The 25,147-nt window shown below is 67.7% G+C and carries 24 protein-coding genes and 1 pseudogene; 15 read left to right on the forward strand and 10 right to left on the reverse strand.

All coding sequences use genetic code 11. The features are described from left to right. Positions 1-272: 272 nt before the first annotated feature. Positions 273-1,703: an argininosuccinate synthase gene (gene argG / locus ET475_RS06995; protein ID WP_129387744.1), complete on the reverse strand. Its 1,431-nt coding sequence runs from the start codon at positions 1,701-1,703 to the stop codon at positions 273-275. 163 nt (positions 1,704-1,866) lie between these two features. Between argG and ET475_RS07000 the strand changes: the two genes are divergently transcribed. Next, positions 1,867-2,310, forward strand: coding sequence for a hypothetical protein (locus ET475_RS07000; RefSeq protein WP_129387747.1), 444 nt, complete (start codon positions 1,867-1,869; stop codon positions 2,308-2,310). 30 nt (positions 2,311-2,340) lie between these two features. Here ET475_RS07000 and ET475_RS07005 read toward each other — a convergent pair whose 3' ends face one another. Both ET475_RS07005 and ET475_RS07010 read right to left on the reverse strand, forming a co-directional pair. After that, on the reverse strand, positions 2,341-2,727 hold the full coding sequence (locus ET475_RS07005) for an SseB family protein (protein ID WP_129387750.1): 387 nt from the start codon (positions 2,725-2,727) through the stop codon (positions 2,341-2,343). A gap of 239 nt (positions 2,728-2,966) precedes the next feature. Further along, complete coding sequence (locus ET475_RS07010) at positions 2,967-4,220, reverse strand: hypothetical protein (protein ID WP_129387753.1); 1,254 nt, start codon at positions 4,218-4,220, stop codon at positions 2,967-2,969. Positions 4,221-4,363: 143 nt separating this feature from the next. Here ET475_RS07010 and ET475_RS07015 point away from each other — a divergent pair, with 143 nt between their 5' ends. The 3 genes and pseudogenes from ET475_RS07015 (at position 4,364) to ET475_RS18320 (ending at position 6,860) form a co-directional block, all read left to right on the forward strand. Further along, positions 4,364-5,647: an adenylosuccinate synthase gene (locus ET475_RS07015; RefSeq protein WP_129387756.1), complete on the forward strand. Its 1,284-nt coding sequence runs from the start codon at positions 4,364-4,366 to the stop codon at positions 5,645-5,647. 92 nt (positions 5,648-5,739) lie between these two features. After that, positions 5,740-6,036, forward strand: a pseudogene (locus ET475_RS18315) (beta-propeller fold lactonase family protein); the annotation flags it as partial. 152 nt (positions 6,037-6,188) lie between these two features. Then, positions 6,189-6,860: a lactonase family protein gene (locus ET475_RS18320; RefSeq protein ID WP_340638614.1), complete on the forward strand. Its 672-nt coding sequence runs from the start codon at positions 6,189-6,191 to the stop codon at positions 6,858-6,860. 156 nt (positions 6,861-7,016) lie between these two features. Here the strand turns inward: ET475_RS18320 and ET475_RS07030 are convergent, their stop codons facing one another. From ET475_RS07030 to ET475_RS07040, 3 genes are read right to left on the reverse strand one after another with little or no spacing between them, the layout of a single operon-like run. Continuing rightward, positions 7,017-7,850 (reverse strand): hypothetical protein, encoded by an 834-nt coding sequence (locus ET475_RS07030; RefSeq protein WP_129387765.1) that lies wholly within the window; start codon positions 7,848-7,850, stop codon positions 7,017-7,019. A gap of 7 nt (positions 7,851-7,857) precedes the next feature. Then, positions 7,858-8,112 carry a hypothetical protein gene (locus ET475_RS07035; protein WP_129387769.1) on the reverse strand — a complete coding sequence of 85 codons (255 nt, stop codon included), beginning with the start codon at positions 8,110-8,112 and terminating at the stop codon, positions 7,858-7,860. A gap of 26 nt (positions 8,113-8,138) precedes the next feature. After that, the gene (locus ET475_RS07040; RefSeq protein WP_242497793.1) at positions 8,139-9,359 is read right to left on the reverse strand and encodes an AI-2E family transporter; all 1,221 of its coding nucleotides are present in this window, start codon (positions 9,357-9,359) and stop codon (positions 8,139-8,141) included. A 95-nt stretch (positions 9,360-9,454) separates the two neighbouring features. Between ET475_RS07040 and ET475_RS07045 the strand changes: the two genes are divergently transcribed. Beyond that, a complete protein-coding gene (locus ET475_RS07045) occupies positions 9,455-9,754 on the forward strand; it encodes a chorismate mutase (RefSeq protein ID WP_129387772.1) in 300 nt (99 codons plus the stop codon). Between the two features lie 349 nt (positions 9,755-10,103). On the opposite strand, the gene ET475_RS07050 is transcribed toward ET475_RS07045, so the two are convergent. The 3 genes from ET475_RS07050 to ET475_RS07060 are packed head-to-tail and all read right to left on the reverse strand — an operon-like array spanning position 10,104 to position 12,102. Then, positions 10,104-10,817, reverse strand: a complete 714-nt coding sequence (locus tag ET475_RS07050) for a hypothetical protein (protein ID WP_129387775.1) — start codon at positions 10,815-10,817, stop codon at positions 10,104-10,106. Continuing rightward, positions 10,814-11,716 carry an ABC transporter ATP-binding protein gene (locus ET475_RS07055; protein ID WP_129387778.1) on the reverse strand — a complete coding sequence of 301 codons (903 nt, stop codon included), beginning with the start codon at positions 11,714-11,716 and terminating at the stop codon, positions 10,814-10,816. The genes ET475_RS07050 and ET475_RS07055 overlap by 4 nt, the downstream gene beginning before the upstream one ends. After that, the gene (locus ET475_RS07060) at positions 11,713-12,102 is read right to left on the reverse strand and encodes a GntR family transcriptional regulator (RefSeq protein ID WP_129387781.1); all 390 of its coding nucleotides are present in this window, start codon (positions 12,100-12,102) and stop codon (positions 11,713-11,715) included. The genes ET475_RS07055 and ET475_RS07060 overlap by 4 nt, the downstream gene beginning before the upstream one ends. 388 nt (positions 12,103-12,490) lie before the next feature. Here ET475_RS07060 and ET475_RS07065 point away from each other — a divergent pair, with 388 nt between their 5' ends. The 3 genes from ET475_RS07065 to ET475_RS07075 all read left to right on the forward strand — a co-directional run bounded on the left by ET475_RS07065 (position 12,491) and on the right by ET475_RS07075 (position 15,782). Beyond that, a complete protein-coding gene (locus tag ET475_RS07065) occupies positions 12,491-13,825 on the forward strand; it encodes a quaternary amine ABC transporter ATP-binding protein (protein WP_242497794.1) in 1,335 nt (444 codons plus the stop codon). Further along, positions 13,825-14,775, forward strand: coding sequence for an ABC transporter permease (locus tag ET475_RS07070; protein ID WP_207205433.1), 951 nt, complete (start codon positions 13,825-13,827; stop codon positions 14,773-14,775). The genes ET475_RS07065 and ET475_RS07070 overlap by 1 nt, the downstream gene beginning before the upstream one ends. Before the next feature lie 101 nt (positions 14,776-14,876). After that, positions 14,877-15,782 carry a glycine betaine ABC transporter substrate-binding protein gene (locus tag ET475_RS07075; RefSeq protein ID WP_129387790.1) on the forward strand — a complete coding sequence of 302 codons (906 nt, stop codon included), beginning with the start codon at positions 14,877-14,879 and terminating at the stop codon, positions 15,780-15,782. Positions 15,783-15,905: 123 nt separating this feature from the next. Here the strand turns inward: ET475_RS07075 and ET475_RS07080 are convergent, their stop codons facing one another. After that, positions 15,906-16,520 (reverse strand): TetR/AcrR family transcriptional regulator, encoded by a 615-nt coding sequence (locus ET475_RS07080; protein WP_129387793.1) that lies wholly within the window; start codon positions 16,518-16,520, stop codon positions 15,906-15,908. 125 nt (positions 16,521-16,645) lie between these two features. Here ET475_RS07080 and ET475_RS07085 point away from each other — a divergent pair, with 125 nt between their 5' ends. From ET475_RS07085 to ET475_RS07115, 7 genes are all read left to right on the forward strand, one after another. Next, positions 16,646-18,301 carry an MFS transporter gene (locus ET475_RS07085; RefSeq protein ID WP_129387796.1) on the forward strand — a complete coding sequence of 552 codons (1,656 nt, stop codon included), beginning with the start codon at positions 16,646-16,648 and terminating at the stop codon, positions 18,299-18,301. 136 nt (positions 18,302-18,437) lie between these two features. Further along, positions 18,438-19,400 carry a phosphotriesterase family protein gene (locus ET475_RS07090; RefSeq protein WP_242497795.1) on the forward strand — a complete coding sequence of 321 codons (963 nt, stop codon included), beginning with the start codon at positions 18,438-18,440 and terminating at the stop codon, positions 19,398-19,400. Between the two features lies 1 nt (position 19,401). Further along, the gene (locus ET475_RS07095; RefSeq protein WP_129387803.1) at positions 19,402-20,361 is read left to right on the forward strand and encodes a phosphotriesterase family protein; all 960 of its coding nucleotides are present in this window, start codon (positions 19,402-19,404) and stop codon (positions 20,359-20,361) included. Between the two features lies 1 nt (position 20,362). Continuing rightward, complete coding sequence (locus ET475_RS07100; protein ID WP_129387806.1) at positions 20,363-21,496, forward strand: FAD-dependent oxidoreductase; 1,134 nt, start codon at positions 20,363-20,365, stop codon at positions 21,494-21,496. 3 nt (positions 21,497-21,499) lie between these two features. Next, a complete protein-coding gene (locus ET475_RS07105) occupies positions 21,500-22,426 on the forward strand; it encodes an alpha/beta hydrolase (RefSeq protein ID WP_129387809.1) in 927 nt (308 codons plus the stop codon). Beyond that, positions 22,423-23,370 carry an MBL fold metallo-hydrolase gene (locus ET475_RS07110; RefSeq protein WP_129387812.1) on the forward strand — a complete coding sequence of 316 codons (948 nt, stop codon included), beginning with the start codon at positions 22,423-22,425 and terminating at the stop codon, positions 23,368-23,370. Before ET475_RS07105 ends, ET475_RS07110 begins: the two co-directional genes overlap by 4 nt. After that, entirely contained in the window at positions 23,367-25,085 is a 1,719-nt protein-coding gene (locus tag ET475_RS07115; RefSeq protein ID WP_129387815.1) for a CocE/NonD family hydrolase, read from the forward strand. Before ET475_RS07110 ends, ET475_RS07115 begins: the two co-directional genes overlap by 4 nt. The last annotated feature ends 62 nt before the right edge of the window (positions 25,086-25,147 follow it).

Below are 25,147 nucleotides of genomic sequence, written 5' to 3' on the forward strand. Positions count from 1 at the left end.
ATAAGAATAGAACTTGCACATCGGTGTGCACAATTAACCTGCACAATGCTGTGCAAAGTCTCAGCCGATTGCCGCGCCGCCGCGGCGGCACCTGTTCGGTTCGCAGGATGGTTGGCGTGTCCCGGGCCGGTGGCCCGGCGTGTCGCCGGTCGGTGCGCAGATGTTCCTGCGAACCGAACACGCCGGGGTGGATGCCGGAGCCGGGGTGGATGCCGGAGAGCGAGGGATGCCGCGCGCCGCGCGCCGCGCGCGCGCCGCGGCATCCCGCACCGTCAGTCGGTGCCGGAGTCGAACGCGGCGCCCTCGCCGGCCTCATCGAAAGCGGCGGCAGCCTGCTGCGTCTCGGCGCCGGCCTCGGAGATCTCGTCGGCAGCACCCTGCTCGAGCCGGCCGACCAGCTCGCGGGTCGCCCCGCCGATCAGGCCCAGGCCGGCATACTGCTCAAGCCGGCCGCGCGAGTCGGCGATGTCGAGATTGCGCATCGTGAGCTGCCCGATGCGGTCGACCGGGCCGAAGGCGGCGTCACCGACGCGCTCCATCGAGAGCTTCTCGGGCTGGTACGAGGCGTGGGCGGCGACAGTGTCGAGGATCGTGTAGTCTTCGCCGCGGCGCAGACGCAGGGTCACCACACCGGTGACGACCGAGCCCACCCACTTCTGGATCGACTCGCGCAGCATGAGTGCCTGCGGCTCGAGCCAGCGTCCCTCATACATCAGCCGGCCCAGCCGCCGACCCTGCTCGTGGTAAGTGGCCAGCGTGTCTTCGTTGAGAATCGCGTTCACCAGGCGCTCGTACGCGATGAACAGCAGCGCCATGCCCGGAGCCTCGTAGATGCCACGCGATTTGGCCTCGATGATGCGGTTCTCGATCTGGTCGCTCATGCCCAGACCGTGGCGTCCGCCGATGCGGTTCGCCTCGAGCACGAGCTCGACCGGGTCGTCGAACGAGACGCCGTTCAGTGCGACCGGGCGTCCGGCTTCGAAGGCGACGGTGACGTCTTCGGTCTCGATCTGCACCGACGGATCCCAGAATCGCACACCCATGATCGGCTCGACGGTCTCGAGCGACACATCGAGGTGCTCGAGGGTCTTGGCCTCGTGCGTCGCACCCCAGATGTTGGCGTCGGTCGAGTACGCCTTCTCAGCCGAGTCGCGGTACGGAAAGCCGTGCTCGACGAGCCACTGGCTCATCTCCGCGCGCCCGCCCAGTTCGCCGACGAAGTCGGGGTCGAGCCACGGCTTGTAGATGCGCAGCGCCGGGTTGGCCAGCAGCCCGTAGCGGTAGAAGCGCTCGATGTCGTTGCCCTTGTAGGTCGAGCCGTCGCCCCAGATGTCGACGCCGTCTTCCTTCATGGCGCGCACGAGCAGCGTGCCGGTCACGGCGCGGCCGATCGGCGTCGTGTTGAAATAGGTGCGCCCGCCGCTGCGAATGTGGAAAGCGCCGCACGCCAGCGCCCCGAACCCCTCTTCGACCAGCGCGCGTTTGCAGTCGACCAGACGCGAGACCTCGGCGCCGTACTGCGCGGCTCGGCCCGGGATCGCCTCGATGTCGGTCTCGTCGGGCTGGCCGAGGTCGCCCGTGTACGTGCACGGGATCGCGCCCTTGTCGCGCATCCACGCGACGGCGACCGAGGTGTCAAGCCCCCCGGAGAAGGCGATGCCGACGCGCTCGCCGACGGGGAGAGACTGCAGGACCTTCGACATGGGTTCCAGTCTATCCAGGGGCGGGATGCCGCTTCAGCCGCGTGACCGGCCGGGCACCGGCATCCACCACCCGGGGGCAAGCACCCGCATACCGTACCGCCCGCTTGTTAGCATCGAGCCACCGCGCCCCCGCGCGGCATCCGCCACCGGAACGGAACCGACGATGACCGAAAACCCCGAAAGTATCCGTCCCGCCGGCGCCGACGGTGCGGCCGGCGGTCACAAGGCCGGCGGTCACAAGGCGCGCGGTATCGCCGAGATCGTGATCGGCGCTATCTATCTCGTGATCGGTCTGCTGTTTCTGCCCGCGGTCGCACCCAGCATCGATACGGCCTTCTTCGGCACTCTTGCGGTGGTCGGCGTGGTCGCGATCGCCGACGGCATCGGCACCGTGCGAGCGGCGGGCGCCGGATGGCGCAGGGCGCACGGGTTGCTCATCGCGCTGGGCATCGTCATCGCGGTGGCCGGCTCGCTGGTCGTCTTCTTCGGGAACATCCCCGAGCGGGCGGGCGTGGGGTTCGCGCTCGGCCTGATGCTGTGGGTGCTCGGCGCGATTCCACTGCTGATCGGCCTGCGCACGTGGCGCGAGCTGCGCCTGCGTCGGTAGGCCGGACGCGGGACCGAACGTTGGCGTCGCTCAGGCCGCTGAAGTGCCCAGTTCGTCGCGCAACTGCGTCAATCCTTCGGGCTCCACGTCGAAGCCCACGGGAGTGCCGGGATTGACGACCAACCCGTCGGTCGCCGGCATCGTCGACAGCAGCTGCTCGCCGGAGAACGTGACGAGATACGGGGCGATCTCGTTTACCGCTTCGGCGGCGGCGGGCGAGGTGAACACCGCCAGCATGCGGTCGGCGCCCTTCTGGTAGTAGACCGGGCGCATCCCCGAGCGGTCTGCACCGGGATCGGCGCCACTGGGCACGTAGACCGTCGACGCGGCGAACACCCACATCACACTCTGCATCGTGAGCGCGCCCGTCGTCGCACGGCGCAAGGCGCGTTCCACCAGCGGCATATCACTCGCCATCGAAAAGACTCCCTAGCTGTTCTCGGGCCCGGATCGGGGTGATCGGATGCATGGATCTGGCATCTGAGGTCCACCAGGTCCCGCAGACCTCACACCGATAGAAGAGCGCATTACCCGCGGTCGCAGCGACGAAGTGCGGCTCAGGCCCGCCGGTGTAGATGCCGTTGCGGCAGCGTTCGCATCCCAGTTCACTCACGGAAACGTCCTCATGACGACCCACGAGCCGTCGACGAGCTTTGTCAGGACGGAGCCTGAGCGCATAGGGTCTCCCCGGGAACAAGCGTCTCACGTGTCGGATTGATCAGATATGCGTCGGCGCCTGTATTCACGGCGGTGTGCCCGTAGATGGGATCTCGGCTCGTGGGATCGGCATAGAAGTGGGCCCAGCCGTCGGCGTCGGCGACCGTCGGCCTGCGCAGGGTGGTGGGGTCGACGGGGAAGTGGATGGCGTACAGATCTCCGCCATTCAGGTACGCGTTCTGGGCCATCGGTGCCATGCCGGTCTGGCGTGCTGCGTCAGCGGGCGTGTGGATACGGGCTGCGTCTTCGGTTGGCATGGCCCACACACTGGAGTCGGGAGCCCCCAGGTGCGCGTTGGGCGTGTCGTAGAACTGCAGCACTTGATCGCCGAAGATCGAGCTGTGGTAGCCGGAGGCCCCCATGTCGTGAAAGTCGACGTCAGTGAGCGGATCGCCGACTCGCGGTGAGTGTGCCGAGGGGGCGTGCGTGCCCGACCCGCCGTGCAGGAGTTTGCCGAATAGTTCGCTGGCTTTGTCGAGGAGGGGTTTGAGTTCGTCGAGCAGGCCGCGCAGGGATTTGAGGGATTCGAGGAGTCGGGTGATGAATTTGCCGACTTTGCTGACCCAGGAGGCGACCCGGGTGCTGACTTGTTCGATGATCCAGGGGGTGGCAAGACCGAGGGTGAAGACGGCTTCGGAGGCCCAGGAGATCGCGGAGCCGACCAGTTGGGAGAGCACGTCGCGGACCAGGTCGTGGACGGCTTGGACGATCATGGAGGCGATGTTCAGCCCGGTGGAGAATGCCCCGGCCCAGGTGCCGGCTGCGGTCAGGTGTTTCGCGGTGTCTTGTTGGAACCGCCGGTAGGCGTCGATGGCTTGTCCGGCGAGGTCGTCCACGTCGCCGAGCACGCGGTGCAGTTCGGTGCCGGCCGCTTCCATCTGGGTGTGGATGTTGGCCCAGGTCTGCGCGAACGCCTGCACTTCGGCGGCGTTGCCGGTCAGGTCGTTGAACCAGCCTTTGAGGGGTTCGACGTGGTCGATCAGCCAGCCCAGGCCCGCGGCGATCAGAGAGCCGAGCGGGTCGGAGACGGCCGCTGCGGTGTCGAGAAGTCCGGAGAAGGCGGCCATCCCTCCCGAGACCCAGTCGCCGGAGTTCACCGCCTGGACCAGTTGTTCCCCGTCTTCGACCAGCAGGGTGCCCGCGAACGGGGAGGTGTGATCGACCGCGGCGGCCACCAGCGGGTTGCCGGTCATTGACCCAGCGCGCTCTCGATCATGAGCCCAGAATACGACCCCCCGCCGTCCGCGCATCAAGCTGAACGTCACGTCTTGAGAGCCCGCCGCGCCCGCCCGATAGGATGGGGTGTAACCCGTCCTCTACCTACCGGGGGTCTCTCATGCCGGGAATCGTCATCGTCGGAGTGCAATGGGGAGACGAGGGGAAGGGCAAGGCCACCGACCTTCTCGCCGATCGCACGGACTGGGTCGTGAAGTTCAACGGCGGCAACAACGCCGGGCACACGGTCGTGGTGGGCGATGAGAAATACGCGCTGCACCTGCTGCCTTCCGGCATCCTGACCCCCGGCGTCACGCCGGTGATCGGCAACGGCGTCGTGATCGACCTCGAGGTCCTGTTCAGCGAGCTCGAGGCACTGTCGGCGCGGGGCGTCGACGTGTCGAAGCTGAAGGTCAGCGCCAACGCGCACATCATCACGCAGTACCATCGCACGCTCGACAAGGTGACCGAGCGGTTCCTCGGCAAGCGGCAGATCGGAACCACCGGGCGCGGCATCGGCCCCTCCTACGCCGACAAGATCAACCGCGTCGGCATCCGCGTGCAAGACCTCTTCGACGAAGGCATTCTGCGCCAGAAGATCGAGGGCGCGCTCGACCAGAAGAACCACCTGCTCGTGAAGGTCTTCAATCGCCGGGCGATCAGTTGCGACGAGGTGCTCGAAGACTTGTTGTCGTACGCCGACCGGCTGCGTCCCATGGTCGACGACACCGCTCTGCTGCTCGACAAGGCTCTCGACGCGGGCGATGTCGTCGTCTTCGAGGGCGGCCAGGCGACCATGCTCGACATCGACCATGGCACCTACCCGTTCGTCACCTCGTCGTCGGCGACCGCCGGGGGAGCGGCGACCGGCTCCGGCGTCGGCCCGGGTCGGCTCGACCGGATCGTCGGGATCGTCAAGGCGTACACGACCCGGGTCGGGGCGGGCCCCTTCCCGACCGAGCTGTTCGACGAGTCGGGTGACTGGCTGCGCTCGCGCGGCTTCGAGTTCGGCACGACCACCGGGCGTCCGCGCCGGGTGGGCTGGTACGACGCGCCCGTCACCCGCTATGCCACGCGCATCAACGGCATCACCGATCTGGTCATGACCAAGCTCGACATCCTCACCGGGCTCGAGCAGATTCCGGTGTGCGTCGCCTACGACGTCGGCGGGCAGCGTTTTGACGAGGTGCCGGTCAACCAGACCGACTTCCACCATGCGACGCCGATCTACGAGTACTTCCCCGGCTGGAGCGAAGACATCTCTCGCGCCCGCGAGTTCTCAGACCTGCCGCAGACCGCGCAGGACTACGTGCTCGCGCTCGAGAAGATGAGCGGCACCCGCATCTCGGTCATCGGAGTGGGCGCCGCCCGCGACGCGGTCATCGTGCGCCACGATCTCGTCTGACACAGGTCGCTGAGCCAGGGCCGCCCGCCCGAAACGAAGCGCCGGAACAAGGAACACGAATGCGCTTTCTCACCGGCGGCTACACCGCCGACATGCACGGCTCGGCCACCGGTATCGGCGTGCTGGTGGCCGGTGCCGCCGACGATGCGCTCGCCGGTGGGCCGCTGGCCTTCACCGGGGATGCCGCAGCCACCGGCGGATCGCCGTCGTGGATCGCCGCGCACCCCACACGGGACGTGGTGTACGCGGCCCTGGAGGCAAACGGCGCCGTGCAGGCGTTCGCGCGCACGGGCGAGGCATCCTTCGTCCGTCTCGGCGAGCCGGTGGCCGCGGGTGAATTGACCTGCCACGTCGCCGTCGCGCCCGACGGCGGTTCGTTGATCGCCGCGTGCTGGGGCGACGGGCGCGTGGTGCGGATGAGTCTGGATGCCGCGGGCCGGCCGTCATCGCCGGTGATCGCGCCGCCGGCGGCCGATCCCTATGCCGAGCCCGACCTGCGCTCGCTGGGGGCCGGGGGCTGGGGTCGCTGGGTGAGCGGGAGGTGGGTTCGCTGGGGGAGCGCGATGTGCGTTCGCTGGGTGGTCGGGAGGACGAGGGCGAGGATGCCGCGGCCGAGCGCGTTTCGCGCACCCACCAGACGGCGTTCCTACCAGGCGGTCTGGTGGCCACCACCGACATGGGGCTCGATATCGTGCGGTTCTGGCGCGACGCCGCCGATGGCCTGCGGCCCGTCGGCCAGGTCGTACTGCCCCGCGGTTGCGGACCCCGGCACATGCGCTGGCATGTCAGCGGGCACCTGTACGTGGTCACAGAGCTCTCGCGCGAGGTCTTCGTGCTCGCACCCGAGGCGTCCGGCGCGTGGCGGGTCGTCGGCGGCACGCCCCTGGCCCCGGGCCTGCTCGACGATGACACGGCGGCCGAGCTTGCGGCATCCCGCGACGGAGAGTTCCTCTATGCCGGCGTGCGCGGCTCGAACACCATCGTGACGCTGCGGGTGCGCGGCGACGGCTCGCAGCTGCAGCCGGTGGCGCTGGGCGAGTCGGGCGTGAACTGGCCCCGGCATCACGTCGTCGTGCGCGACACGCTGTTGGTGGGCGGGCAGCTCTCCGACGAGGTCGCATCGCTGTCGCTCGACCAGCGCACGGGCGTGCCCGGTCGGGTGCGGTACCGCACCGCCGTGCCGTCGCCGACGTGCCTGCTGCCCGCGCGCTGAGCGGCTGGCGGGCACTCGCGCGTCGCGCTACCGTTTCCCGCGTTCGCGCACGTCATTCGCGGTAGCGAAAGCGGAAGACGGTAGCGCGAGCCGAGCGCGGGCATCCGCGCGGCCAATTCGCACCTGTCCGCCGCACACCGCCTGCCGCCCCGACCGCTACCGCGGGCGAAAGGCCGAAAGCAGGCCTTCGGAGATCTCCGCCGGCGTGGATGCCGTGGCAACGCCGCCGTCGAAGAGGCGTGCCGGCGCGCGACCAGTGCCCAACTCGGCGCGCGAGGCGGGAGCGAGCCAGTACAAGCGCAGCGCGAGCACGAGCAGCAGCGGGTCCAGATCCAGAGTGAGCGGCGCGACGTCGACACGACGACGACGCGATCTGGCGACGAAGGATGTCGCGCCGGGTGCGACATCCACTCGCGCGACCATCAGGCCTCCGCTGCCCTGCGCGTAGGTGACCAGGGCGATGTCGTTCCAGTCGAGCCGTGCGTCACCGTGCGCCGTCACCGCGCGCATGCGCTGTGGTGTCAACACCAGGCGCGGGCGATGCCGCAGCCTGAACGCGAGGGACACCGCTCCGGCGAGACAGGCCACGGCGACGATGAGCAGCACGATCCGCCAGCCGTCCGTGGTGGCGACCGCCCCCGCGGCAAGCAGAGCCGTGACGGCCGCCAGCATCACGAGCTGCCACGCCGGCACCCGGCGATTGCCGAGGATCACGACATCAGCAGTCACCGTGTCGACCGGGATGCGGCCGGGACGATACAGCACGAGCACGAACAACAGCCCCACGAGCGCCCACCACATCACGGCGACGAGCGCGAGCACGACCAGCACCGGGGTGCGGACTCCGCCCGACACGGCGACGCCGACCGCCAGCACCGTCGCCCCGATTGTCAAGGCGACGTTGACGACCCAGAGCGCCCACCACAACCCGCGACCGAGCATCGCCTCGGCCGCCCCCGCCGGCATCACGCGAGTCTTCTCCGAGCTCATGACCGCCTCATCCGAAGATCGAGTGCCAGGCGCCCGAGGCCAGGTCGCCGGTGGCTTCGCCGGTGCTGGACACCTCGTCCCACCCCGCCTTGACCGTGTCGACGAACCCGGCGCTGGCATCCTCGAAGAGATGATCGATCGCCCCGGACGTGAACAGGCCGACGACTCCGCCGCGGAGCCGAACGCGTCGGCCGCGGCGCCCGACCAGCCGGCCAACGTCGTCCGCCGGCAGCGACCCGCGGACGGTGTCTGGTTGACCCACCGCCCCATCGTCGCACAACGCCGGGGCTACACCTTCGAGTCTTGTCGCGGAATCACGACCTGCTTGATGATCAGCAGAATCGACGCGGTCACCGGAATCGCGACGAGCGCCCCGAGGAGGCCGAGCAGCGTGCCGCCGACGAGTGCCCCGATGACCACCAGCGAACCGGGCACCGAGACCGCCTTGTTCATCACCCGCGGGGTGAGCACGTACGCCTCGATCTGCATATAGATGATGTACACGATTGCGAACACGAGCGCGCCCAGCGGGCTGGCGAACAGCGCGACCGTCGAGCCGATCACCCAGAACAGCACCGAGCCGACCAGAGGAATGAGCGTGATCACGAAGGCGACGACCGCCAGCAGCAGGGGGAACGGCAACCCCAGGACCAGGTAGAGGATGAACGCGACGATCGCGTTGAAGAACGCCAGCACGACCATGCCGCCGAGGTAGCTGCCGATCGAGGTCGTGATCTGTTCGGTGATCGAGCTGACCTTCGGACGGTTGCGTGCCGGGGCCAGCGACGTGAATGCCACCTTCATCGCCGGCAGCGACGCGAGGAAGTACAGGCTGAGCACGAGGATGATGATCAGTCCAGAGATGGTCGTGCCGATGGTCACGCCCACCTGCACGACCCCGCCGCCGATCGCCGCGATGTTGGCCGGGTCGGAGAGGAACTTCTGGATCTGGCCGACGAGGTCGCCGACCTGGTCGCCGAAGTTGTTCTGCAGCCACGCGTACACGCTCGACGACTGGAAGTCCGACACGAGCTGGGGCACGTTCTTCACGAACGCGGTGATCTGATCGATCACCGTCGGGATGATCAGCCACAGAATGCCCACGAGCACGAGCGCGAACACCGTGTAGACGATCACGATGCCCCAGGGGCGCGCGACGCTGTGGCGCTCCAGCATCCGGACCAGCGGGTCGAGGCCCAGTGCTGCGAACATCGCGAAGACGACGTAGATGATCACCGTGGAGAGGTTCGAGACGGCCAGCCCCAGAACGATGGCGATGAGCGCGCCCGCGGTGACGAAGAAGCCGACTGCGAACGGGTGGTTCAGGCTCGCCCAAAAGGTGCGCGAGGGCAGCGCCTCGCCCGATTGCACGGCGACGGTGTCTGTCGCCGGGCCCGTGGCAGGGGCCATGACGGGTTCGCCAGGGCTGAGTGGGCCCGGCCCAGCCGCGGCATCCGATTCTCCGATCGCCGCGCTCTCGTCGGGAGTGTGCGCCGTTGCGTCTGTCATGCCCCACACTCTAAGCGCGTGGGGCGTCATCGAACGCAGGCTCACACGAAGAGGGCGATAGTGTCGAAGCGCACGTGCCCGCGGACGGAGAAGCCATGACCGACGCCGAAGACCCCAACACCACGCTGCGTCGCTTTCGGCACAGCATCGACAACATCGATGCTGCGCTCATCTATCTGCTCGCCGAGCGGTTCAAATGCACCAAGCAGGTCGGACGACTCAAGGCTGAACATCGGATGCCGCCCTCCGACCCCGCCCGCGAAGAGCAACAGGTCGCGCGCCTGCGGCGGCTGGCCGAAGAAGCCGACCTCGACCCCGAGTTCGCGCAGAAGTGGTTCGCCTTCGTCGTCGCCGAGGTCATCCGCCACCACGAGGCCGCCGCCGACGACCTCTAGGTTGCGACCTGTCCTCGCGTTGCGCGAGTTGTCCTCGCGTTGCGCGACCTGTCCTCGTGTTGCGCGACTTGTCCTCGCGTTGCGCGAGTTGTCCTCGGGTTGCGCGAGTTGTCCTCGGGTTGCGTGAGTTGTCCTCGGGTTGCGTGAGTTGTCCTCGGGTTGCGCGACCTGTCCCCGGGTTGCGCGACTTGTCCTGGGGGCAACTCGGGCAACAACGGGGCAACTCGGGCAACTGGGGGACAACTCGGGCAACTGGGGGACAACTCGGCGGGGGCGGCGGCGGCCGGCGCCGTCGCGGGCGGCGGCGGCCGGCGCCGTCGCGGGCGGCGGTGGGGAGGGAGGGGCGGGGTCAGGGCACCAGGCGGCGCAGCATCCCGAACGCGGTGGCGGCCAGCACGGCCATCACGCCCAGCAGAAGGAGCGAGAGCGGAACGACTCCCGCGCCGGCGATCCACCCGAAGACGGCCACCCATGCGTTCAGCCGGCCGACGATCCACAGCCCGACCACGAGCACGGCGCCGATCCCGACGAGGATGATCGTCAGGCCGATCCCGCCGAACCGCTTGAACACCGTCGCACCCCAGAATCCCGCGGTGAAGGTGAACATCGCCGCCGCGAACACCGAGAGCGCAGCGCCCAGGGGGCCGGCGGTCCATGTCCAGTCGGTGTAGAACATCCACCCGTTCAGTCCCCAGCCGTTCGTGGCCTCCTCGAGCATGCCGCCGAGCGTGAAGATGACAGCCAGCAGCGCAGCACTCATCGCCGCGGTCAGATACGTGCCGAAGAAGAACTCGCGGCGGGTCACGCTCATGGCCTGCGAGAACGGGAACGTCAGTGTTAGCGACTGCAGACCCACGGCGAACAGGTACCAGATCAGCGCCTGCGCGCCACCCGAGTACTTCGGACCGCCGTAGGGGATCATCAGCCAGATCGCCATCGAGAACACGAACACGCCGCCGAGGATCAGCAGGGGGATCCATCCGAACGTCATGCGGTTGATCAACTGCATGCGCACCACATTGAAGATGCGGCCGCGCGCAACGGCCGGTGTGATGGTGGTCATCGCAGTACTCCTTCCTCGCGGCGCGTTTCGGCCGCGTGCTGCGTCATTCGCACGATCAGCTGCTGGAGCGAGACCGGGGTGGCGTCGAGACCGGATGCCGCGAGTCGGCGACGGTCGCCGTCGTCAAGCGGGCCCAACACAGTGACCGAGGTGACACGACCGAGTGACTCACGGTGGATCACCTCACGGCCGGCGACGAAGTCCTCGACGGCCGCGGCCTCGCCGACGATCGTCGCGGCGCGCCCGCGCACCTCGTCGGTGGTCTCGTCCATCACGATGCGGCCCTGGTCGATCACCAGTACCCGCTCGATGAGGTTCGCGACTTCGTCGATGAGGTGGCTGGAGAGCACTATCGTCCGCGGGTATTCGGCATAATCGGCGAGCAGGCGATCGTAGAAGATCTGCCGGGCCACGGCATCCAACCCCAGATACGGCTCGTCGAAGAACGTGATCTCAGCACGCGATGCGACTCCGATGATCACCCCCACGGCCGACAGCTGTCCGCGTGAGAGCTTCTTGATGCGGCGGTTCATGGGCAGTTGAAACTCGGCGACGAGCTGGTCGCACAGCTCTTGGTTCCAGTTCGGAAAGAACAGGCGTGCCGTGGCGAAAGCGTGCGGCGGCTTCGCGTCGTCGGGGTAGCGCTGACTCTCACGCACGAAGCACATGCGCGGCAGCACGCGGGCGTTCTCGTATGGGTGCTCGCCGAACACGCGCACATCGCCCGTCGTGGCGAAATTCTGCGCGGTCAGGATCGACATGACGGTGGTCTTGCCGGCGCCGTTGCGGCCCAGCAGCCCATAGATGACGTCCTTCTCGACGGTGAAGCCGACGTCGTCGACGGCGACGGTGTCGCCGTATCGCTTGGTGAGGTGTTCCACCTCGATGACGCTGGTCACAGCGTTCTCCCTCCGGTGGTGGTGGTGTGGGCGGCGGCGCGTTCACGGATGAGCGCCCGCAAGTCATCGGCGTCGAGCCCGATCTTGGCCGCTTCGGCCAGCAGCGGGTCGACATAGCGATCGGCGAACGCCGTGCGCCGCTCGTCGAGCAGCAGCCGGCGCGCGCCCGGGGCGACGAACATGCCGATTCCGCGGCGCTTGTACAACACGCCCTTGTCGACGAGCATGTTCACTCCCTTCGCGGCAGTGGCGGGGTTGATGCGATGGAACGCGGCGAGTTCATTCGTCGACGGAGCCTGGGCCTCTTCGGCCAGGCCGCCGTCGATGATGGCGTCTTCGACACTCTCCGCGATCTGCAAGAAGAGTGCCCTGCCGTCCTCGATCACATCGTCCCCTTGGTTTCTGGGTTACTTACTCAACTAATTAACCACTGGACCGGGCAGATGTCAAGAGTGGATGCTGCGCCGGAATGGCGTGCGCGAAGCGGAGCAGAAAGATCCCGAACCGTGCTCGGGTTGCAGGCTTCTAATACTTTGCGTAACGTTGATAGAAGGGCCTTGTGCCCTGACGACCAGTCCGCGGCCGTGTCGTCTGCCCTGAGGGCGTTCTGATGCGGGCGTATGGTCGGCGGTCTGTGCGATGGACCCGATGTGCATCGCGGACGTGCTCTGCCGCGCGGCATCCAACGGTGAATGCTGAGCAGGGCACCGATGATCGTCACCCGGGCGTAACCGATGCAGCTGCCGCATGCGGCGGCTGCCGAGGCCAAGCAAAGTGACCATCCCACCAGCAGTCGAGGCCAAGGGCCTCTATAAAGTGTTCGGGCGCAACCCGAAAGACGTTGTTCGCCGTCTTCAGGCCGGTCAGACCCGCACCCAGGTCGCCGATGCCGGAACGGCCGCCGTCATCGACGCCAGCTTCACCGTGCAGCCCGGCGAGATCTTCGTGATCATGGGCCTGTCGGGCTCGGGCAAGTCGACGATCATCCGCATGCTCAACGGCCTGCTGCAGCCCACCGCCGGCGAGGTGCTCGTGCAGGGCGCCAACGTCACAACGGCCAGCCCGTCCGAACTGCGCGACATCCGTCGCCGTTCGATGTCGATGGTCTTCCAGCATTTCGCGCTACTGCCGCACCGCACCGTGCTCGACAACGCCGCTTACGGCCTGGAGATCCAGGGCGTGGGCAAGGTCGAGCGTCGCGAGCGGGCGCGAGAGATCCTGAGCAAGGTGGGACTGGGCGACCGGGTGGATGCCATGCCCGATGAGCTGTCGGGTGGCATGAAGCAGCGGGTCGGCCTGGCGCGCGGGCTCGCCGCGGGAACCGACATCCTGCTGATGGATGAGGCCTTCTCTGCCCTCGACCCGCTCATCCGCCGTGAGCTGCAGGAGCAGCTGGTCGAACTGCAGCAAGAGCTCGGCCGCACCATCATCTTCATCACCCACGATCTGAACGAGGCCATGTTCCTCGGCGATCGCATCGCCGTCATGCGCGACGGTCGCATCGTGCAGACCGGCACCCCCGAAGAGATCCTCACCGATCCGGCCAACGACTATGTGGCCCAGTTCGTGCAGGATGTCGATCGCGCACGCGTGCTCACAGCGAGCGGCGTCATGGAGCGCCCGCTGGCGGTGCCGGTCTCGGCCGGCATTCGCGCCGCCCTGCGCGTCATGCGCGAAGAGCAGGTGGGTGAGGTCTTCGTCGTCGAGAACCGCAAGCTCGTCGGCGTGGTCACCGACCGCGCCGTGATCCACGCGGTCAAGGCCGGCACCACCGACCTGCGCACCATCGCCGACCGCAGCGTCCGCGGCGTCGGACCCGACGACCTGCTCACCGACATCGTCGAGCGGGCCGTCGGCAGCCCCGTGCCGCTGCCCGTCGTGGGCGAGAACGGGCGCCTGCTCGGTGTCATCCCGCGCATCACGCTGCTGGCGGCCCTCGGCAACGTGCCGGCCACGACGCAGTCGATGCCGATCATCCCGGCCACCGCGCTCGAGCTGGCCGCCGAGATCCATCAGCTCGCCCCCGGCGCGTTCGCCCGCGCGAGCGCGGCCGCCAACGGGGACAGCGCCGGCGAAGGCGTGGCCACGATGGAAGGCGGTGAGCACTGATGGAGATCTTCCGGATTCCCCTCGGCGACTGGGTCGAGACGTTCGTCGACTGGGTCATCGACGTGCTCGGCGGCTTCTTCGACGTCATCTCGATGATCTTCGGCGGCTTGTACGACGGTGTGGAGTGGCTGTTCCTGACGCCCCCGTTCTGGCTGGTGATCATCGTGATCGCCGCGATCGCGTGGCTGGCCAAGGGCTGGAAACTGGCGGTCGGAGCGATCATCGGGCTGCTGCTGATCGGCACCGTCGATCAGTGGGACAACGCCATGCAGACCATCGCGCTGACCCTCGTGGCCGTGATCATCGCGGTCGTCATCGCGATTCCGATCGGCATCTGGGCGGCGCGCTCGAAGACCGTGTCGACCATCGTGCGGCCGATCCTCGACTTCTTGCAGACGATGCCGGCGTTCGTCTACTTGATCCCCGCGATCTTCCTGTTCGGGGTGGGCGTGGTGCCCGGCATGGTCGCCACAATCTTGTTCGCCATCGCCCCGGGCGTGCGGTTGACCGAGCTGGGCATCCGCGGCGTCGACCAGGAGGTCGTCGAGGCCGGCAACGCGTTCGGCGCCGCCCCGGGTCGCATCCTGCGCCAGATTCAGCTGCCGCTGGCCATGCCCTCGATCATGGCCGGCGTCAACCAGGTCATCATGCTCGCCCTGTCGATGGCGGTCATCGCCAGCATGGTCGGCGGACCAGGCCTGGGCAAGGACATCATCCAGGCGCTCAGCCGCACCGACATCGCGCTCGGGTTCGAGGCAGGCCTTGCCGTGGTCATCATCGCGATGATCCTCGACCGCATCACGAGTGGGTTCGGAGATGCGCAGCGGTCGCGCACGCGCCGGGACGCGGCATCCGTCGACGAAACCGTCGTCGTGATCGACGCCGGCGACCTCGCCGATGGCCCCGCGAACGCCGCAGGCGGCGGCTACCGTCGTCCGGTCAGCGGCTGACATCCCTCTTCGGCGCCCTCATGGCGCCGGCATGCCCGCGGGGCATTCCTGCGGGCCTCCCCAACACCCGTGACACAGCAACACGGGAGGAAAGGAATCACATGAAGAAGCGCACACTGCTCGGCGCCCTCGCCATGGGCGTGGCTGCGAGCGTCGCTCTGGTCGGCTGCGCGAGCGGCACCGGTGGCGACGCCGGCGACGCCGGCGGCGACACTCAGAGCAAGGACATCACGGTCGGCGTGTTCAACGGCTGGCCCGAGGGCGAGGCCGCCTCGTACCTGTGGCAGCAGGTCTTGCAGAAGCAGGGCTACAACGTCGACCTCGAGTACGCCGACGCCGGCCCCGTTTTCGCGGGCTTGGCCAAGGGTGACTACGACGTGGCTTTCGACGGCTGGCTGCCCACCACGCACGCCAGCTATTTCGACAAGTACGGCGATGACCTGGTCGACCTGGGCTCGTGGAACGACGACGCCAAGCTCACCCTCGCGGTCAACGCCGACGCTCCCATCGACTCGATCGAGGATCTCGCCGCGCACGCCGACGAGTTCGACAATCGCATCGTGGGCATCGAGCCCGGCGCGGGCCTGACCGAGGCGGTCGAGAAGAAGACCATTCCGCAGTACGGCCTCGACGACATGGACTTCATCACGTCATCGACGCCGGCCATGCTGGCCGAGCTGAAGAAGGCACTCGACGCCGACGAGAACATCGTCGTGACCCTGTGGCGCCCGCACTGGGCCTACGACGCGTTCGACATCAAGGATCTCAAGGACCCCAAGGGCACCCTGGGAGACGCCGAGTCGATCCACACGATCACGCGTACGGGTTTCTCCGACGACTTCTCTGAGGTCAACACGTGGTTCAAGGCGTTCCGCATGGACTCCGACCTACTGTTCTCGCTTGAGAACGCCATGTTCCGCGAGGAGCACAAGCAGAGCGAGTATGAGGGCATCGTCGCGCAGTGGATGGCCGACAACCAGGACTACGTCGACTCCCTGACCTCCTGACCCTCCCGGTCGTTGACGAAGGGCCGGTGCCCCGTGCGGGTGCCGGCCCTTCGGCATGCCTCGGCGACGGACATCTGCGCGTGCGCACCGGAATCACCCGGCACCGAGTCGCCGAAGGCTGACTCACTCGCCGAGCAGGTGCGTCCAAGCGCCGGCGAGGATGTCGAGTTCCGTTCCCGTCTCCAGGGGCCACGGATGCCGGATCCAGCGGAGGTTCGCGCTGTTGAGCAGCTCCATCGCGAGGTAGCCGCGGAATCGGCGGGTGTCAGGGTCGAAGCGGCCTGCCTGGGCCAGGCCCTCGGTGATGTCGTCGATGACCTCACCGAACCATGCCTCGTTCAGCTCGCGGATCTCGGGGTCGACGGCCGACGCCTCGGCGACGACGATGATGTACGGGCGGATCGCCGGCCACCGGGTCGATTGCGCACCGATCCAGCCGCGAATGGCTGCGAAGGTGCCCAGCCGGGTGGCCTCGACCAACGGCCGTGCCGTGGATCTGTGCTCCAGCCCGTCGTCCTGGCGTTCGAGGTTGCGGTTGAGCTCTTCGAACAGTGCCCGCATGAGTTCGGTCTTGTTCGCGAAATGCGCGTAGAAGGTGACCCGAGTGGTCCCGACCGACGTCGCGATGTCGTCGATCGTGGTTGCGACATAGCCATGCTCCTGGAAGAGGTTGAGCGCGTGCTCGAGGATCGCGCGACGCGTGTGCTCCTTCTGCCGTACCCGCAGGTTTGCTGCCATGTGACCACCTTAGTGAGCTATCGCAACGTAAGTTGGCTTGACAATACGTAAGGTAAGGGTCATCGTGTAAAGGCGCTCCGTCCACGGAGCGCCTCGCACGCGGCAAGGGACGAGGGAGTTCCCCCATGACATTGACCAAGACCACCACGATCGTCGCGACCCGAGGATCGGTGACGGCGACATTCGCCGCCGCCTATATCTCGGTGGCCCTTGCTCAGATCACCAACGCCCTGCCCGGGGCTCTGAACGGCACGTTCGCCGCGGAGTTCCAGACCTCGGGCGCCGGCCTCACCTGGATCTCGGCGATCTTCTCGCTCGGGATCGTCGTGTTCGAGCTCACCTTCGGTCTGCTCGGCGATCTGTTCGGGCGAAAGAAGCTGCTCGTGGCGGGCTCGATGCTGGTCCTCGTGGGTGCGGTCATCGCCGCTCTCGCCGGCACCACCGGCGTCATGATCTTGGCCCAGGCGATCGGCGGCGTCGGCGCCGGCATCCTGTTCCCGATCGGCCTGTCGATGGTCGTGGCCCTCACGCCCGATCACCGCCGACGTGCGAGGATCATCGCCACCTGGGCGGGATTCCTCTCGCTCGGCGCAGTCATCTCACCGGTGTTGGCCGGTCTCACGGCGCACCTTTTCACGACGGCGGACTTCAGCGGATGGCGCGTCGCGTACTGGACGGCGGCCGGTGTCGCCGTCATCCTCGTCATCATCGCCGCGAACTCGCGTGACTCGTCCGCCCCCGAGGGGCGCCGACTCGACCTGCCCGGTCAGATCACGCTCGCCGTCGGTCTCATCGCCGTGCTCTACGCCACCGTGCAGGCCGTGGATTCGGGGTTCACAGCGGTCGACGTGGTGGCCGGCTACGTGATCGGTGCGATCCTTCTCGTCGCGTTCGTGATCATCGAGGCGAAATCGCCCGCGCCGATGCTGCACCTCTCGCTGTTCAAGAACTCGGCGTATGCGATCAGCGGCATCGTGGCCGTGACCGGGATGTTCGCCTTCCTCGCGATCTGCTTCTCGACGAGCGTCGCTGTCGGTGGTCTCGCGCAGGCCGAGACGTGGAAGATCGGCGTGCTCTTCGTCTTCATCCAGGGACCGGCCTTCCTGCTGATCCCCGTCGTCGGTTGGCTGATCCACACGGTGTCGCCCCGCTGGGTGCTCAGCGTCGGATTCGCGTTGATGGCGATCTCGGGCATCTGGCTGTCCACGTACACGCTGGGCGTACCCGAGTCGGTCGGCGGGCCGTCGTGGACGACGTTCATTCCGCCGTTGCTGTGCCTGGGCATCGGCTTCGCCCTCACCGTCGGCTCGATCACCGCCGTTGCCATCAACACCGTCGATCCGGGATACGTCGGCATGGCATCCGCCACCACCAACCTGCTGCGCGACCTCGGTTTCGCACTGGGCCCGGTCGTCGGATCGGCGATAGCGTTCTCCATCGGCGCCGCCTTGTTCGGAACTCCGGTGCTCTCGGTTCTGAACGGCCTTGGGCTTCCGCCCGACGCGGTCGCAGGGCTCGCCCATGTGCCGCCGCTTGCGTGGCTGTCGGGCTGGGACGGCGTCATCGGCCAGTTCAGCGGGCAGGCGCTGGCCGGGGGTGCGCCGCCGGCGACCGTCGACGGACTCGTCGCCTCGCTTCAGGGAGCGCGCGCCCAGCTGAGCGGCGCCGCCGGCACCTCGCTCGGCTCTGGATTCCAGACGGTGTACCTGGTCGCCGGCATCTCTGCGGCCGTCTCCGCCGTTCTCACTCTGTTCATCTCGCGCAACCCGAACACGCACTGATCGAGAGCATTGCCTGTCCACCTCGTTCAGTCACTTGACAATGTGTAAAGCGAGTGGCAGGATCGAGCCATCCCTCCGGCGCGGTATCCCGCCACCGAGAGAGGACTCGATGGAGAGGAATCCTGTGAGTGCAAGGGTGAACACCGTTCTCGGACCGATCCAGGCTGACAGCCTGGGCGTCGTCGCCGTCCACGAGGCGCTGCTGTCGGTCGTGCCGGGCGCACAGTATGCGTACGACATCACGATCGACCGTGCGGAGATCTTCGAGATCCTGAAGAAGAAGCTCGACGCGTTCTCGCGCGCCGGCGGCGGCACGGTCGTCGACCACACGGGCATGTTCCACGGGCGTGACCTGCGGCTCTACGAGGCGCTCTCGCGCGCCACCGGGGTGCACATCGTCGCTTCCACGGGACTCGGGCCCGAAGAGAACCTCGGCGGCTACTTCCTCACACCGCAGACAAACCCGCCGACACCCTGGCCGGCCGACCGATTCGCCGAGCTGTTCGCCGCCGAGGTCACCGAGGGCATGGTCGTCCCGCGCGTCCAGCGCCGGGCGGCGGCGGGTCTTATCGTGACCGCACTCAGTGCGACCGGCATGACGCCCACCGACGAGAGCCTGATCCGGGGTGCGGCGCGTGCCGCCGTCCAGACCGGCGCTGCGCTGTCGTTCCGTGCACCCGCCGACCCCCGCGCGGCTCTGGAGATCGCCCTCGAAGAGCAGCTGGAGGCCGGCCGCATCGTGGTGGCGGGTGTGGATGCCGCTGCCGCAGCCGCCGCCGGCACTGCGCGTGCGCTCGCCGAGCGCGGTGCCTACGTCGCCATCGACCACGTCGGATCGGCGGGCGGTTCGGACGACATCGACGACGACGCCCGTGCGGCACTGGTCGCCGAGCTGGTCGGCCTCGGGCTGGGCCGACGCATCGTGCTCTCTGCCGACGCCGTCGGCGTCGCGAAGGGACACCCCGACGTCGATGTCGACTACGACGTGGTCCTGACCGGTTTCGTTCCGCGCTTGAAGGCGCAGGGTCTTGCCGCTGACGAGATCCGCGGCATCCTTGTCGACAACCCGCGTGACCTGCTCGCCGTGAAGGAGGCCTGAGATGACCCGCGTGAACACTGTTCTGGGACCGATTGCCGTCGAAGAGCTCGGCTTCACATCCATTCATGAGCACATCGGTTACGGGATGCCCGGAAGCGAACTGGACACTCGCTGGTGGAAGGACCCCGAGGTCCGCTACAGCGAGACCGTGCCGAAGCTGCGCGCGTACCGCGAGAACGGCGGGAACACCTACGTCGACGCGACCGGCATCTGCAACGGCCGCGACGTCGACTACTACAAGTCCCTCTCGGACAAGACCGGCGTCAACATCATCGCCTGCACCGGGTTCGTCGGCGGCGACACGGCACTCAAGCACTTCGCGGATGCCGCCGTCGAGTACCTCGCCGAGCAGTTCATCCACGAGCTCACAGTGGGCATCGGACGCACCGGAGGCAAGGCCGGCATCATCAAGGTCGGCGTCAGCCGCGGCTTCAAGATGACGCCGCTCGACCTGAAGATCTACCGCGCCGCCGCCCGCGCCGCCCTCGCCACGGGTGTGCCGATCATCACCCACCTGGCGATCGACTCGCAGCCGGCGATCGACATCTTCCACGAAGAGGGGCTGCCGCTGAGCCGTGTGCTCTTCGGTCACGCGGACGACGGCGTGAGCCAAGGCAAGGTCGATGAAGAAGGCATTCTCTCTGCGGGAGGACGGATAGGGTTCGACACCTTCGGCTACGACCTCGAGTTGCCCGACCCGCCGTTCTGGGGGAGGCATCGCGACGAGCGGTTCCAGCACCTCATGCGCTTCCTGCGCGCGGGGCGGGTGGACCAGGTGCTGGTCGCGGCGGATGCCAACTGCAGCCCGCTGGGCTGGCCGGGGGTGAAGGGGCACACGATCAACTACCTCTTCGAGCAGCTGATCCCCGATCTGAGACAAGACGGCATCGACGAGGCGACCATTCACCGGTTGTTCGTCACCAACCCCGCCGATTTCTTCACCCCGAGCAAGGAGAAGTGACATGGAACTGAACGGCATCACCGTCGCTGTCATCGGAGCCGGCTATGCCGGGGCATCCACCGCCAAGGCACTGAGCCTGCTCGGTGCAGACGTCACGGTGTACGAGCAGGCGCAGCAGGCCGGAGAGGTCGGCGCCGGCATCGGCCTGCGGCCCTCCTCGATGGGAGCGTTCCGTGAATGGGGCATCGACGCGGCGATCGAGGCTGTCAGCTCGCCGAGCTGGGGCCTGCAGATCCTCACCCCGCAGAACGAACTCATTCACCGTGAGGAGTGGCCCGAGAAGGACGACTTCGGCACCACCACGCACTTCATCCACCGCCGTGACTTCATCGACGCGCTGCTGAGCGTGCTGCCGGCGGGCATGGTGAAGTTCGGATACCGGATGACGGGGATCGTCGACCACGGCGACACCGCCACGGTCAGCTTTGAGAACGGCGAGTCCGTCACGGCCGACCTCGTCATCGGAGCGGACGGCATCAGCTCGCGGGTACGCCGTGCTCTGTTCAGCGACAAGCCGCCGGTGTTCGCACACGAGCACGCGTATCGTGCCGTGTTCGACCTCGACCTGATCCCGGGCGTCTACGACGACGACAACGACTTCCACATCTACTTCGATGCCCCGACGAACCGTCACCTGTACCTTGTTCCTCTCAAGCACCGAGGTCAGGTCTCGTTCGACATCACCGTGCCCTCCGATGACGCCACCTGGTCGCCGACGGTCACCCGGGAGCAGATCGTCGCCTCGCTGCAGGGGTTCGACCCGAGGTTCGAGGCGATCACCGCATCGATCGACCTGACGACGGTCAACTGCCGCTCGGCGCACGACATCGACCCCGTTGATTCCTGGCACACACGATCGGTCGCCCTGGTCGGTGACGCCGCGCACGCGATGCTGCATCACCAGGGGCAGGGCGCGAATTCTGCGGTCATCGATGCGAAGGGCATCGCCGATGCGCTACGGGATGCCGACTCGATCGCTGCGGGCCTCGCGCTCTACCAGGAGCGGCGCAAACCGATCACCGACGAATACCAGCGCATCTCGCGTGCGGGATGGGATGCCGACGGGCTCGACGACGGCTTTCCCGGACAGCACGGCACGACGGCGCCCAAGGCCGCGGCAACGGCGGAGGTCTGACCTGTGCCGCTGCATCCCGAGATCGCCCGCTTCGTCGCCACGCTCCCGCACGAGGATCCGGACCCGCTCGATCCGGTAGCCATGCGTGCCGACGAAGAGGCGCACGTGCCGCCGATCCAGGAGCGCCACCCGGTGCGGCACGTCACGGACCTGATCGCGCCCACCCTGGCAGGCGAGGTTCCGGTGCGGATCTACAACGACACGGATGCGGACGTCGGTGGCGTGATCGTTTACTTTCACGGCGGAGCGTTCTTCCTGGGCAGCCTGAACACACACGATCACGTCGCGCGCCAGCTGGCCACGGCGAGTGGGCTGCGGGTGATCTCGGTCGGGTACCGGCTGGCTCCCGAGCACGCGTTCCCGGCGGCGCTGGATGACAGCGTCGGCGTCGTGGAGTGGATCATCGAGCAGGGCGCCGCGGTGGGCTGGGACGGCGGAACGCTTGCGGTCGTCGGCGACAGCGCCGGAGGCACCATCGCGACGGTGGTGGCCGCGCTGCTGCACGACCGGGGCGTGGACGCCATCACACATCAGGTGCTGTTCTACCCGTCGCTCGACCTCGACCTCGACCCGCAGCGCTACCCGTCCATGGTCGAGAACGCGACCGGCTACGGGCTGGAGACCGCCGGGCTCGCGCCGTTCAATGCGATCTACCTGGGCAGCGGGGCCGACCCGCTCGACCCGCGCGTCTCGCCGATCAAGCGCGACGATCTGTCCGGTCTGCCGCCGGCGATCATCATGACCGGCGAGTTCGACCCCATGCGCGACGAGGGCGAGCTGTACGCCCGCCGGCTGCAGGATGCCGGCGTCCCCACGACGCTGCACCGCTACGAGGGTGCCGGCCACGGGTTCGTGCAGCATTTCTCCTGGATCCCCGAGTATGCCGCCACCTTCGCCGAAGCCGGCGCCTTTCTGCGGGAGTCACGATGACCGACATCCATCCGCTCGTCGCTCCGTGGGGCCGGTTCGGCCTGCGCAGCTTCTACATCGACGCGCCGCAGCCCGCCATCATCGACACCGGCGTCACCGAGTCGCCGGAGGGAATGCGGGCCGGTCTGGAGGCGATCGGACGTCGCATCGAAGATGTGCGCTGGATTCTGCTGACCCATGGACACATCGACCACGTCGGCGGCGCCTTCGGGCTCTGGGAGCGGACCGGACGCAAGGCCGAGGTCGTCATCCATCGTGCCGATGTGCCTTTCCTGCGCTCTCGGGAGGCCCACGTCGCCGAGTGGCGCGCCGGACGCGGGCGCTGGCTGACCGATCCAGAGGGCGAAGCGAAAGAAGAGGCGCTGCTGCGTGCGGCCATCGGAGGCGAGATGGAGCCGACGACAGTGCTTGACGGCGGTGAGGTGCTCGATCTCGGTGCGGGAGTGCGGGTGGCGACCCACTCGATTCCCGGCCACACGCCCGGCGCGATCGCGTACGTCGTGGAGGACAGTGGCGACGTGTTCGTCGGGGATGCCGTGCAGTCGTACGGCGCAGCCAGCGGATTCCCCGGCTACGAAGACCCCGACCGTTATCGCACCAGCCTGGAGCTCTTGCGCGACCGGGTGCGCCCCGAGCGTCTCTACCTCGGGCATCCGTATCGTCGCGCCGACGGATCGCCGTTCCCCGAGGTGCTCGACGCCGCCGACGCCCTCGAGGCGATCCAGGGCAGCATCGACAACGAGGCCCGCATCCGAGCCGTCGCCCTGGCCCACCTGGCCGAAGGCCTGCATGAGACGGCGTCACCGTATTCACCGTTCCAGTCGGTCGCCGATGAGCTGGGCTACACAGGGGATCCGACCCTCGAACCCGCACCTTTCTTCACGACCATGAACGCGTATGTCGAGCACTTCGGTGCCGCCGCCGACCAAGGAGCCCGCTCATGACCGATATCCGTACCGTCACCACCGGTGCCCAGACCATCAGCGTGCGCAAGGATCTGGAGATTCCGATGCGCGACGGAGTGACCCTCGTCGCCGACGTGTACCACGCACCCGATGAGAAGCCCCGGCCGGCGCTTGTCGCACTGAGCCCCTACGGCAAAGAGCTGCAGGCGCTCGCGCTGACGATGCCGCCGCAGCAGCGGCCGAGCCCGATGTGGGACGGCTGCATCGAGGCCGGTGACATCGCGCGGGTGGTCGGCGAAGGCTACGCGCATGTGATCGGCGACCTGCGCGGGTCGGGCGGATCGGGCGGCGAACACATCGGCAACTACAACGCCGGCGGAGTCTCGCTCGGACAAGACGCCTACGACGTCATCGAATGGGTCGCCGCCCAGCCGTGGTGCGACGGCAACGTCGGAATGATCGGCATCTCGTACTACGGGTCGATGCAGGTGCTCGCCGCCGCGGAGCGCCCGCCGCACCTGAAGGCGATCTTCGTCTCGGGCGGCCACTACGACTTCTACGAGACCACCTACCACGGCGGGGTGATGTGGTTCATGCCCCGCGCGGCACGCGAGGGCCGCGGCGGCGATTCGGGGTGGGCATTCACCGACCGGATCAAGAGCCGGATGCTGCAGAACCTGCCGGCCGCAGAAGTCGAGGCCCGGGTCGCCGAGCGACTGGCCGACCCCGACGTGCAGGCCTGGCCGAACCTCGTGCACACCCTGCACTATCCCGTGCATCACGAGGCGTGGTTCGACATCATCACGAACGATCTCGACGGCGAGTGGTACGAGGAGCGCAACCCGATCACCGTGGCGCCGAACATCGATGTTCCGGTATGGCTGCAGATCGACCAGGGACGCGGCTGGACGATGGACGGCACCATCGAACTGTTCCAATCACTGCGCTCGGCGCACAAGCGACTGTCCATCGGGTCATACCCGCCCATGCAGTCGCGGCCCTGGATCGAAGAGCACGACAAGATGTTCCGCTGGTACGACAAGTGGCTCAAGGGCATCGACAACGGCGTGGACGCCGAGCCCGCCGTCGAGGTGTTCGTCGAGGGATCGCGTCAGGTGGTCACCGCGGCGCAGTGGCCGCCCAAGCCGGTCGAATACCGGGAGCTGTACCTGCGGCCGCGGCGCAAACTGTCGTTCGAGCCCGAGGTCTTCGGGCCCGAGGCAGCCGCGCCCGACGGCTTCTTCCAGGCGCCGCTGACGGTGACCGACAAGGTCGAGATCCTCTCCTGGGCGACCGAGGTGTTCACCGAGCCCGTCGAGCTGATCGGGACCGGCGCCTTCCACCTGTTCGCGGCGATCGACCAGGACGACACGAACTTCATCCTGCGACTGTGGGATGCCGCTCCGAACGGCACGCGGCAGCTGCTGACGACGGCGTACTTGAAGGCGTCGCAGCGCGAGCTCGATCTCGAGCGGTCGAAGCCGGGGGAGCCGGTCCACCCGCATACGCGCAAGGTGCCGGTGACCCCGGGCGAGATCGAGGAGTATGTGCTGCGGGTCTACCCGTTCGCTGCCACGATCCTGCCCGGTCACCGCGTGGTCGCCGAGCTGTCGTGCGACGAGCCGCTGACCGACGAGCACAACTCGCTGCTGCCGCCCGACGCCTTCCACCTGCCGGTGGGCCGCCCGGTCACGCACACGATCTACCGCGACGCGCAGCATCCCTCCCGACTCGTTCTTCCCTTCACCGTGTGACACATGCTCGCAGACACCGCCTGGCGCGGAGGGCGCAGCGCGGCTCGGGCCGTGCGCTCGCG

This window comes from Microbacterium protaetiae (assembly GCF_004135285.1).
GTDB classification, from domain to species: Bacteria; Actinomycetota; Actinomycetes; order Actinomycetales; family Microbacteriaceae; genus Microbacterium; species Microbacterium protaetiae.